Source organism: Lactobacillus laiwuensis (assembly GCF_019972835.1).
Classification (GTDB): Bacteria; Bacillota; Bacilli; order Lactobacillales; family Lactobacillaceae; genus Lactobacillus; species Lactobacillus laiwuensis.
Window position 1 is genome coordinate 179,205 of the sequence record NZ_BPPB01000005.1, and the last position, 12,087, is coordinate 191,291.

Annotated in this window: 9 protein-coding genes and 1 riboswitch; of the genes, 5 read left to right on the top strand and 4 right to left on the bottom strand. The window is 34.9% G+C overall.

What is annotated here, in order from left to right; all coding sequences use genetic code 11:
* Positions 1-103: 103 nt before the first annotated feature.
* A complete protein-coding gene (locus LDM92_RS05225) occupies positions 104-1,021 on the bottom strand; it encodes a LysR family transcriptional regulator (protein ID WP_223902329.1) in 918 nt (305 codons plus the stop codon).
* A 138-nt stretch (positions 1,022-1,159) separates the two neighbouring features.
* Between LDM92_RS05225 and LDM92_RS05230 the strand changes: the two genes are divergently transcribed.
* The 3 genes from LDM92_RS05230 to LDM92_RS05240 are packed head-to-tail and all read left to right on the top strand — an operon-like array spanning position 1,160 to position 5,188.
* Positions 1,160-2,413: an MFS transporter gene (locus LDM92_RS05230; protein ID WP_223902330.1), complete on the top strand. Its 1,254-nt coding sequence runs from the start codon at positions 1,160-1,162 to the stop codon at positions 2,411-2,413.
* 9 nt (positions 2,414-2,422) lie between these two features.
* Positions 2,423-3,910, top strand: coding sequence for an FAD-dependent oxidoreductase (locus LDM92_RS05235; protein ID WP_223902331.1), 1,488 nt, complete (start codon positions 2,423-2,425; stop codon positions 3,908-3,910).
* 36 nt (positions 3,911-3,946) lie between these two features.
* Complete coding sequence (locus LDM92_RS05240; RefSeq protein ID WP_223902332.1) at positions 3,947-5,188, top strand: MFS transporter; 1,242 nt, start codon at positions 3,947-3,949, stop codon at positions 5,186-5,188.
* 71 nt (positions 5,189-5,259) lie between these two features.
* Here the strand turns inward: LDM92_RS05240 and vprA are convergent, their stop codons facing one another.
* A complete protein-coding gene (vprA, locus tag LDM92_RS05245; protein ID WP_309294912.1) occupies positions 5,260-6,720 on the bottom strand; it encodes a vinyl phenol reductase in 1,461 nt (486 codons plus the stop codon).
* 81 nt (positions 6,721-6,801) lie between these two features.
* Here vprA and LDM92_RS05250 point away from each other — a divergent pair, with 81 nt between their 5' ends.
* Positions 6,802-7,692, top strand: a complete 891-nt coding sequence (locus tag LDM92_RS05250; protein ID WP_223902334.1) for a LysR family transcriptional regulator — start codon at positions 6,802-6,804, stop codon at positions 7,690-7,692.
* A gap of 176 nt (positions 7,693-7,868) precedes the next feature.
* Here the strand turns inward: LDM92_RS05250 and dapF are convergent, their stop codons facing one another.
* Together dapF and LDM92_RS05260 are read right to left on the bottom strand one after the other, a co-directional pair.
* Positions 7,869-8,855: a diaminopimelate epimerase gene (gene dapF / locus LDM92_RS05255; protein ID WP_223902335.1), complete on the bottom strand. Its 987-nt coding sequence runs from the start codon at positions 8,853-8,855 to the stop codon at positions 7,869-7,871.
* Between the two features lie 17 nt (positions 8,856-8,872).
* The gene (locus LDM92_RS05260; RefSeq protein ID WP_223902336.1) at positions 8,873-10,225 is read right to left on the bottom strand and encodes an aspartate kinase; all 1,353 of its coding nucleotides are present in this window, start codon (positions 10,223-10,225) and stop codon (positions 8,873-8,875) included.
* A 281-nt stretch (positions 10,226-10,506) separates the two neighbouring features.
* Positions 10,507-10,685, top strand: a riboswitch (Lysine riboswitch).
* A gap of 84 nt (positions 10,686-10,769) precedes the next feature.
* Here LDM92_RS05260 and lysA point away from each other — a divergent pair.
* Positions 10,770-12,083: a diaminopimelate decarboxylase gene (lysA, locus tag LDM92_RS05265; RefSeq protein WP_223902337.1), complete on the top strand. Its 1,314-nt coding sequence runs from the start codon at positions 10,770-10,772 to the stop codon at positions 12,081-12,083.
* Positions 12,084-12,087 lie beyond the last annotated feature (4 nt).

Here is a 12,087-nt window from a genome sequence, read left to right on the forward strand (position 1 = left end):
GCTTTAGTATTATATTTTACTTCATCACGAGTAAAAAAGAAGGTCATAAATTAACTTAAAATCGATTATTGATTAATTTTTAAGAAATAAACGCGATCTGTAACTAGTCAATCCAAGTGCTTTTTTCGGATAGTTCCGCATGCTTTAAAGCTGTGAAAACTTGTTGAAAGTATTCCTTTTTTTCATATCCTTTGCGATAGGCAATGCCATTGGCAAAAGAAATATTGTAATTCAATAAAATAAAATTCAAATTTTCATTGACCTTGTCGTAAAGAATACTCGGAACGATTCCTAAACATCTGTTAGTGGCACAAAATATTTCTAATACTACTTCATCGCTGATACTTTTGAAGTCAAATTCAGGATATTTAAGAGTTAATTCAAATTTAAAGTGATTGATTAAAGGTAAAGGTGGAATAGAGTTCCAAATGTAGACTTCTTGTTTTGATAAATCTTTGATTTTTAAAGATTTATTTTTGCTAATCGGGTTCTTTTTAGAAGCAATAACTGATAGACCAGTTGAAAAAACCGGTTCAAAATTTATTTCCTTTTTGTCTATAAAAAAATCTTTCTGATATAAAACAAAATCATATTTTCCTTGAATCAATGATGTGGAAATATCATTGCCGTCATTGGGATCAAAAATTTCCAGATTTATTCTGGACTGCAATTTACTGTCTAGGTTTTGAATAAACTTTGATAAAAATTCAATTTCAAATAGTGATCCTGTGAAAGCGATTGTAATAGGTTCAGTAGCCCTTAAATTGCTGTTTTTAATATCTGTAACTGTTTCATTGATATCAGCATATATTCTTTTAGCCTTAATATAAAAGAATTCACCACTTGCCGTGAGTTCAATACCACGTCTACCGGGTTTTATTAATTTCATCCCTAAGAAGGTTTCTAATTTATGAATATTTTTTGAAACTGTTGAAGGGGCCACAAATAACTGATTTGCAGTCTGTGTAATATTTCTGGTTTGAACTAAAGATAGAAAATATTTAAGTTGATTAGTATTCATGTAATTTCCTTATTTCATTAACAAAAATAAATTAGCAGCTTTGCCAAATTGGAAAAGCTGCTTTCTTTATTATCTGCTGAAAGTGCTTTACACCATGCTACCATAAATTTAATTAAACTAGAGAAGGAGATAGAGGAAATGAGTAAAAAGCAAAAAATATATCCTTGGTTGATGATTGTTACTACTGGTTTGCTTTGCGGTGTAGTCTCTGGTGTTTTTACACAAGTAATGGGACTATTTTTAACACCACTGGCTAATTCTATTGGTGGCGGGAAATTGGGTTCAGTATCTTACTACTATACTGTTTTAATTTTAGCCACTGCAGTTGGTACAACCCTAGTGGGAAAATTTATTCACAAAGTTAACGTTTCATTAATCTTATTAGGTGCTATTGTCGTTACGGCAGCTTCGACTTGGTTATTTTCCATGGCCAATAATGTAATGGCTTTTTATGTTTTGGCAGCAGTTGTAGGTATTTGCTGTGGTTTCAGCGGTTATGTAGTTCAAGGAGTTGTTATTAACAATTGGTTTGTTAAACGCAAAAACTTTGCTTTCACTGCTGGGGCATTCTTTAATACTATTTTTTTGGCAATTATTACTCCAGTTGCATCTCAAATTATTCAAAGTAATGGTTGGCGCAGAGCTTTTATCATATTAGCAATTATTATGTTGGTTGTTGGTGTTCCGTGTTCATTGTTTACTAAAGTAGAACCAGCTAAGTTGAATTTATTGCCTTATGGAGTTTCTTCACAGGCTGAACTCGATCAAGTAAATAATAATAGTGAAGTGGAAGAAAGTAGTAATTCCAGTACAGGTAAAGTACTTTTATCAGTTTCATTCGTTCTTGTTTTAATTTTCTTCTGCTTCAATGAGTTTGCCGGCAATATGACATCCCTGTGGCCTTCTTTTGCTGAAGGTGTAGGATTTGGCGCAAATGTGGGTGGTTTAATTGCAACTATCATTACTGTAGCCGATTTGATTATGACTCCATTATTTGGGGTTACCAGTGATCACTTTGGTGGAAGAAAAGCTTTGCCTTGGTGGCTATTTTTAACAATTCTAGCTCCAATATTGATGATTACTGCAAATCAAACGAGGCTAATTCCATTAGCTTTAGTAGCAGCAGTACCTGCAGATGCTATTTCTGTCATTATGGGCTCAGGAGAACAAATTTTTGCTAAAGATATTTTAGGTAAAGATTTTGATGCTGGTTATTCTTATGCCAGTTCTATTACGTATGTAGTAAGTGCGTTTGCTACGCCAGTTTTGAGTAATATTGCTGATGCAACACATAATTGGAATATTGTTGTTGGTATTGTAGCAATCTGTGAAGTTATAGTTCTGTTTGCAGTTATTATTGGTGAAAAAAGAGCAGATAAATTAGCAAAATAGGAGGAGATTATGAATATGAACGAATATGATGTTATTGTTGTTGGTGCAAGTAATGCTGGCGGTATGGCAGCTTGTGCAGCTGCTGAAAAAGGCGCTAAAGTTCTAGTCATTGATAAAATGAATAGTACGGGCTTTTTATACCGTTTAAGTATTGCAGCTGTTGGAACAAAGGCTCAGAAAAAAGCAGGAATTGAAATTGACAAGTATAAGTTAATTAACTATTTGTCAGCATTTGCTCAAGATAATGTAGATCAAAAATTATTGTGGAAGTGGGTTAATAATAGTGCCGAAACTGTTGATTGGCTCGAAGATAATGTTTTAAAGCCTCATGGTTCACATCTTTATGCACAACCAGATGCTGAATATCATACTTTGATTAACACGGCTTTTCCAACTGAACATGATGTTACAAATGATAAGCATGAAGATGTTTTCTATGGTAAGTGGGTCGTTGAAAAAGCCAAGGAACTTGGTGCAGAATTTTTATGGCAAACTAAGTTAGAACATTTGATTACTGAAAATGGTGTGGTAACCGGTGTGGTAACCAAAAATACCAAAACCTCTGAAGTAAAGAAATTTAGAGCCAAAAAGGGTGTCATTATTTGTACAGGTGGTTATGGTTCAAATGAAGCCTTAATGGCAAAATGGAATCCGCTAGGCCTAAAAAAGAATGTTTACTCTGATAGTCCACGAGATGATGGCTCAGGTCAGGTTGCTGCCTTGGAAATTGGTGCCTGGAGGGATGAAGAACCTGCAGAAATCATATTTGATCGTGGATCAGTTCCAGTTGGGACTAATACAAATGAATACTATGTTAAGTCTTGGGAAGATGTTGGCTATTTTTGGATGGGAAGCTATCCGTTGTTAAAACTAAACTTAAATGGTGAACGTGTAGGAAATGAAAGTGCGCCGTATGAGTTTGATATGAATAGGGCAACCAAGCAGCCAGGATATTTACAAGTAGCAATTTGGAATGATGCTACAATGGATAATTTGCAAAAATTCCATACTTTAGGTTGTGCCCGCTTAAACTGGCCCGGCTTTTACAATACTGAAGAAAATAAGCAAGAAATCGCAACTAGGATTAAAGAAGGCTTCATACAAAAAGCTTCTACGATCGAAGAATTAGCTGAGAAATTGAATCTTCCGGTAGAAAATTTAAAGGCTAGCGTGAATACTTACAATAAAATGTGTGCAGAAGGTGAGGACACCCAATTTGGTAAAGAAGATTTCAGACTTTTACCAATTAAAGAAGGTGCCTTTTACGGAGCAGTTTATGGTGGCCGGTTGTTAGCAACACTTGATGGCTTAAGAGTTAATACTAAGATGCAAGTACTTAATAAAGCAGGTGAAGCGATTCCTCATTTGTACGCAGCTGGTAATGCCAGTGGTGGCTTTTTCTGGGGTTCATATCCAGATCATGTTCCAGGTTTAACTTGCAGCCATGCTCAAACTTTTGGCAGACTAGCCGGGCAGCAAGCTGCTTGCAATAATTAATTAGACTTTTAAAGTTCAATAATGTTTAGTTGAAAAATGACAAAAATAACAAAATTACAAAAAATATACCCGTGGTTAATTATTATTGCTTCAGGCTTACTGATGAGTTTGTTGGAATATACCTACACGTTGTTATTTAGCCTTTTCCTAAACCCTTTAGTTCATTCGCTAAATAGTAGAATGTCAATTGTGTCACTTTATTATACGTTGATCAGTTTTTCCATTGCGGCAATGCTGCCGTTAATTAATAAAATAATTGCTAAAATCAGTTTAAGTAAAATAACTTTCACGGCAATAATTATAGGCTCACTCAGTATTTGGTATTTTTCACATATCACTCAAGTTTGGGAATTATATATTCTTGCTGTTATTGTTGGAATTTGTAGTGCAACGTGTGGAACCGTTGTTCAAGGTATTGTCCTCAATAATTGGTTTGTTAGTAGAAAAAATTTGGCTTTTACAATGGGCTCATTTGTTTCCACCATTTATTTGTTGATTATGACACCAGTTTTAACTTATCTAATCTCTATTTCAGGTTGGAGACAAACAATGTTTATGTTGTTTTGGTTGACATTAATTATAGGAATACCTTGCTCGTTAATAATGAAAGCCAAGCCTCAGGATGTAGGTCTAAAGCCGTACGGCTTTGATGAATGTTTAAAAAGAAATACTAATAGTAAAACAGCAAATAATTCAAAGCAGCTGAAAAAGCTTTGGCTTTCACAACCATTTATACTCACATTGATTTTCTTCATTGCAATTACTTTTGCTTCAAACATGAATCAGCTTTTTCCTACTTATGCTGTTAAAGTTGGTTTTGGCGCAGCAATAGGAGGTTTAATGGAAACAATTATGACCGGAATTGATATTCTAGTTACACCAGTGTTTGCCATCACTACCGAAAAATTTGGTGGAGCCAAGTCTCTGCCAGTTTGGTTATTTTTGGGCTTATGCACATTTCCTCTTCTGATTCTGGCAACAGTTAAACACGAGCCAATTTTTGCCCTAGTTAGTGCCATTGGAGCTGACATCTTGACAGATATTTATGGGCCGGGAGAGCAGATCTTTGCAAAAGACATTTTAGGTAAAGACTTTGCGGCAGGATATTCATATATTAATTCTATTACTTATTTAGTAGGAGCTTTTGCAGTACCTGCAGTTAGTCTAGTTTATGAACTTTCATTAAACTGGAACGTGGTTTTTATTTTAGGAATCATTTTGTTAATAATAATGTTATCTGTACTCTTTTGGGGTTATCACAAAGTAGAATATAAGTAGACTAAAAGGGATTGCTCAGTAATCTACCGTACTGAGCAATCCCTCTTTTGTTAAATTACGTACTTTCTTGTTTATTTTGTAATGTCATCAATTGCATTTCTTGCAGAGTAGACACAGTATCCTGCGTGTGTGCCGCTAACTTCGACTCCATATGTATCACCATAAATAACGCCGGAGCCATCACTTCCGATAGCATATAAGTGCTTTATAGCTTTGCCGTTGGTATCAATAACTTCGTTTTTCAGGTTAACTTTTAGACCATCGCCTGTTGTAAAGGCTCCAACTTGCATTTCCAAAGCATAAAATGGGCCTTCTTTGACAGGTAGTAAATATTCTGCAGGTTTACCAAAATCATTATCACTTCCAATTTCTGAAAAATGATTGTATCTTGCAATACTTCTTTGAAGGTTAGGGGTATTTAATTTTTCTGCTAAGTCAGATATAGTTTCACTTTTAGTTATAAAACTGAGTTTTTTGTCTAAGGCAGTTTTAATTTCTTTTTTCAAGTTGGGATAGTTAGGTAATTCATAAAATGGATGCAAATCAAGTGGAAACTGTTTATTAGTAAAATCATCAATTGTTTTTTGATCAAAAATCGCAAAAATACGATCTTGACGTAACATAGAATTCCCTTCATTGGCCCAATTTGTTACACATGCATATTCATTAACGAAACGATCGCCATTTTCGTTAACCCATAAAACTGGCTCATCACAGACAGCACTGCCTAAGTTCCAATCAGATAGTTCGTAAGCGGGCACTTGATTAGTTTCATCATAAATTTGGCCACCAAAATTCATTGTCATTCCGGTGAAAAATTTACGTGCACCTAGTGACCAGGCCAATTTTAGACCGTCACCTGTACTTTTACCAGAATTGACAGCAACAATTTTTTGAGGATTATATTTATGAGCATGCTTCATTAGTTCTTTATTGTTTAAGTAACCTCCAGAAGCCAAAACAATATTTTTAGCTAAAACAGTCTGTTCAGACTTATCGCTAACATTAACAAGTTTAAGACTAAATTCTCCTGTTTCTGTCTGAGTTATTTCAGTGGCTTGGGTTAAAGTTTTTATTTCAATACCTTTACTTTTGATATAGGGTTCTAAGGCGTTATGAATAGCTTTATCACCATATCCTTCAAATAGATGCCATGTGGCAAAACCAGTGCCCATATTAACGACACCTTTGAATTTTACGCCATGTTGTTGCAGCCAACTGACATTTTCAGCTGATTGTTCAATATACTTTTTCCAGATTAATCCATTAGCTTCATAATGGGAGTAATCTAGTTCGGTTTGGAGAATGCTTTCAGGCTTAATGCTGATTCCTGCTTCTTTTTGCATCTGTGACTGAACTGCAAAAATCCCTTCAACATAGTTGCCTGTTCCACCAGTAGTATGACCCTTTTCTACAAGAAGAGTTTTTAAGTTTTTATCAGCCGCTTCAGTTGCTGCAGCAAATCCAGACAGACCACCGCCTACAATGACTACATCATAATTATCCAACATTTCAAATATCCTTTCTTTTATTCTTTAAGTTAATGATAGACTGCAGAATATAGAACTGACTTTTATAGTTTGGAATAAGTTATCACTAAGAGGAATAGTAAAATGAATTTTACCCAACTTCGTTGTTTTATCACTGTCAGTGACAATTTAAGTTTCACGATTGCAGCTCGCAAACTTAATTTTTCTCAACCTGCAATTTCCAAAAATATCAATGACTTGGAAAAAGAATTAAAAACCCAACTTCTTGTTCGTAATCCCCATCAAATCGCGTTGACAACTGATGGTATCTATTTTTACAATGTTGCTCTCAATATTCTCAAGGAAAAAGATGCTGCAATTGCTAATATTAAAAATATTCACAAAGAAAAGTCTTTCCGTGATATTAAAATAGGCTTGGATTATTCACCTTTTGAAAGCATCTTTTTAGCAGACTTTTTAAAGGGATTTGAACCAACAAGTTTCAATTTCATTATTAATTATTTAGGAAACTATGTTTCTCAAATTGCTAATAGTAAAATTGATATGGCCCTACTTTCTAGTGATCTTGTTAATAATGCTGTAGGAATAAGCTTTAACCAATTACTATCGGGAAAGTTTTTACTGATGTTTAATTCTAATAGCAAATTACATTTTAAAAAAATAGTAAACTTAGATGAACTTAAAAGTTATAGAGTATTAGTTTTATTTACAGATCAAACTTATCCTAGCCTTTTTAAGCTTAATCAACTTCTTTATCAAAAACTTGAGAAGAAAAATATTAAAGCAGTTGATAACTACTTTTTGATGTACAATTACGTCTTGTCAACGGAAAGGGTGGTAGCGATTATTCCTAATTTTGCGATTGATCCTACTCAAAAAGGGATCAGTTACCGGCAACTAAATTACTATGATGATTTTTCATATGGATTAGCATACTCATCTTTAAGGGAGAACGATCCGTTAGTTAAAAAAATAACGGCAAATTTAAGGCAAAGTATCAAATCTGATATCTAGATACTATTCTTTAAAGAAAAAGCTCAATTTCAAAAGTTGTCTATGTTCTGATGTTTTTGGTAAAAAATCATAATAAATTATTAATATATTAATCAAAAACCATAATAAAATAACTAAAAATATAAGTCATAAAAAACCAAACTTGTTTAAGTTTGGTTTTTAAAATATCAGCTACTTTAGTTATTATTCACAGCAATAAAATTCTGATATGCTTCATTCTCTGAAGTAGTGGTAATCTTAAAATTATTAAAATCAGGCTGCTTCTGGTGCAAGGTACTTTCTGCAACGTCAATGTAATGTGTAACTGTCGCATTTCCAATTAATTCGATCCAATAGCTATTGGCGGTGCGATGTACCTTTGTTTGGACAAATCCTCCGGGATTTGAAACAGTCAGCAATTTATCAAACAGATCCTGTGACTTGTTGGTCAAAGCGTAAATTAAGCTTGCTGCAGACATGCCAGTACCACAAGCGTTGGTAAAACCAACACCGCGCTCAAAAGTGCGAACGAAAAGGTGGCCAGAAGACAAAACTTGAGCAAAACTGACATTTACTCCATCTGGAAAATAAGGATTTTTATGATTTAATTTTGTTCCTAAATTTGCTAGTAGGTCACTTTTTAAAACATCATCTGAAACTAAACTAATCAAATGAGGATTGGGAACAGCAACTGCTGAAAAAGTTAACTTGAGTGCAAATTCAGGTACTGCTTGGTTTAGTAGTTCAGAGCAACCTAAGTTAGTAAAAGGAAGATCTGCAGCTGCAAAACTAACCGGACTAATTTCGACACTGACTGCTTTAACGTTTTGCGCCCAGTCTGGCTGACAACTAACACGCAAATCACTTTGCATTGTTTCGACTTTGAAAGATTGCTTGTGGTATTTTTGCGCTAGATAACGGCCCACAGTCCGTAAGCCATTGCCACACATGGAAGCAAAAGAACCATCAGCATTAATGACCTGCATTTTGCCTAAAACTTGTGGGTGCTGCGAATTGCTGACTACTAACAGACCATCAGCTCCGTTTAATAATCCAGTGGTAGAGTTTGTTATTTGCCGAGCCAAATTGACCAATTCGTCTTTAGTTAAAGGGGTTTGCAATTGAGTTTGATCTAGTAGAAAAAATTTATTCTGTGAACCGTGAACTTTTTGTAGTTGTACCATAAAAATCTCTCCTTAAATTAATTAAAAAACTTATGATAGATTTCTTTAACGGCAGCTGCTGCGTCTGCTTTTTTAGTACCCAGCATAATTGAGATCCTTGAAGCACCTTGGTTAATCATATGAATTGCAATATGCTTTTGTGCCAAAGGCAGCGTGATATTCTTCATTACCCCAATTTTGTTTTTCATTCCTTCTCCTACAACCATGATAATGGCATAGTCATCAATCCACTCTAATTGATCAGGATTAAGTGCCTGTTGAATTTCAAGACACATTTGCTGGCGGATTTGTTCATTAAATTGGCGTTTGTCAAAAATCACAGTTAAATCGTCAATTCCTGAAGGCATGTGTTCATAAGATATATTAAATTTATAAAAAATTTGTAGTAATTTAAGAGTAAAACCGACCTGTTTATTTAGCAAGTATTTATGTAAATATAATGCGGCAAAATGACCAGAACTAGCTACTCCTGTAATTGTACTTTGAGGCTGAAAATTATTTTCAGGTACGATCATTGTCCCCGGCAAATCTGGATGATTGGTATTTTTGACATTAATTGGTATTTGCCCTTCAATTGCAGGAATAATCGCTTCATCGTGAAAAACTGAAAAGCCTGCATATGACAGTTCCCGTAACTCGCGGTAGGTCATAATCTTAACGGCATGGGGATGAGCAATTATTCTAGGATCAGCAGCGTAAATAGCATCGACATCAGTGAAATTTTCATAAAGGTCAGCGTCAAGTCCCCGTGCCCAAATTGCTCCGGTAATATCAGAACCACCACGAGAAAAAGTAGCAATTAAACCGTCTTGAGTAATACCGTAAAAGCCGGGAACAATTAATAAGTCTGAAGTTTGAGCCCATTTTTGCAAATTGCTGTAGGTTTCCGGCAAAACCTCGGTGTCACTGGGATTATCAGTCACTATAAAGCCAGATTCCTTTGGGTCTAAGAAACGAGCCGGTATATGTAGACTTTGCAAAATTAAAGTCAGAAGCTGTGCATTTAGTTTTTCCCCATGCGCTTTAAAGCCTGCCATTAAAAAATCTTTACTTGGATAAGAAACTTGAGGCAGATTATATAATTCCTGCAATAGAGGCTTTAATAATTGTTCGGGTATTTTAAAATAAGCGGCAATGTCATGATACCTTGACCAAATTTTTGAAACAGTTTCACTATAATTTTGTTTATTAATTGTTTCCTGGGCATATTTTATTAATAAATCTGTTACTTTAGTGTCATTTTTATATCTTTTTCCTGGCGCTGACGTAACTACGATTTTACGAGCCGGATCAGCATTAATAATTTTTAAAACTTTTTGAAATTGTTCACCGTCCGCTAGAGAACTACCACCAAATTTTACAATTTTCATGTTAATACCTTTCACAATTAAATTTAATTTAAGTAATTAGTATTGGATTTTAACATTAAAATTTTAATCTTCAACCGAAAAAGAAAGTTGCTAATTAATAACGCTATTATTTTTCTTAAGAAAACTTTGGTAAAAATACTCTCGATAAATGCCGGTATTAATAGCATTTTTTATAACTTTAAAAAAATCAATTGTAAAAAACAATTTTGCGGATTTGAAAATCAAAAAATATTTACCAGCAAAAATGGTTGACAATCATATTAATTAATAATAATATTTTAATAAATCGAAGAGGTTGCAACCAACAAAAGTAGCTGGTGGAGTTTCTGCAAAAACTAAGAAGCCAGTTAAAGGGGCGGTTGCCGAAGCGTTAGTTATTGCGGTAATTAATTAGCTGGGACGTAATCTAACAGGTTACGGACTGTCGCAATTTTATATTCGCGGAGCGCTATCGACAAAATTGATACCAGATAATAACTTGAAGGTCTCTTTTGTTAGGCACAACAAAAGAGCCTTTTTTATTTAACAAAAGGGAGAGACTTAAATGGCTGCTAATGATTATTACCAGACTAACGCTCAAGGTCACTTGGCAATTGGTGGAGTAGATGCATTGAAATTGGCAAAAGAATTTGGTACTCCATTAGTTGTTTATGACGTACAAAAAATCAAACAGCAATTTCAGGCTTTCCAAAAGGCATTCGCAGAAGAAAGTGTAAATTATGCAATTAGTTATGCCAGTAAGGCTTTTGCTACAATTGCGATTTATCAGGTAATTAATGAACTTGGCGGACATGTTGATGTTGTTTCTGGCGGCGAATTGTATACAGCCTTAAAAGCAGGATTTCCGGCAGAAAAAATCAGTTTTCATGGTAATAATAAGACAGCAGATGAGTTATTAATGGCTGTGCAAAACCATGTCGGTGTCATTGTTTTAGATAATTTTTATGAAATTAAGTTGCTGACGCAAATTTTGCAAAAAACAAATGCTCAAGTGCAAGTAATGCTGAGGCTAACTCCAGGGGTCTCAGCACATACTCACGAGTATGATCAAACTGGTCAAGAGAACAGTAAATTTGGTTTTGATATTAGATCAGGCCAAGCCGAGCAGGCATTTTTAGAGGTAAAAGCTAATAAACAGATGGACTTGATTGGCTTGCATGCACATATCGGTTCACAAATTTTGGCAACAGCGGGTTTTAAGCTGGAAGTTGAAAAACTTATGCAACTGGTCAATAACTGGAAACAAAAATATGATTACCAGCCTCAAGTCTTAAATTTAGGTGGCGGGTTTGGCATTAGATATACCAAGCAGGACAAAGTTTTGACTGCGCAAACTTTTATCAGTCAAATAGTGCAGACAGTTAAAAAATGCATACAAGAAAGTCACTTAAAAATGCCGGCTATCTGGATAGAACCGGGTCGTTCAATTGTAGGAGAGGCTGGTTATAGCTTATATACAGTTGGTGCACGCAAAGAAGTACCGGGACTATTGCCTTACGTTACAGTAGATGGTGGTATGGGAGATAATATCAGACCGGCACTTTATCAAGCACAATATGAGGCATTATTAGCAGAAAATCCTCATGCAGAGCCTGAAGAAACTGTCAGACTGGCAGGGCGCTATTGTGAATCAGGCGATATTCTTATTAACGAACTGGCACTGCCTCAAAGTAAACCAGGTGATGTAATTGCAGTTCTGGCAACTGGAGCTTATGGCTATAGTATGGCTTCAAATTACAACCGTGTTCCACGGCCAGCCGTTGTATTTGCAGAAAATGGTCAAGCACAAGTAGTAGTTACACGTGAAACTTATGCGGATCTAATTAGCCATGATCGCTTTTATCAAACGAAAGGATAATTAA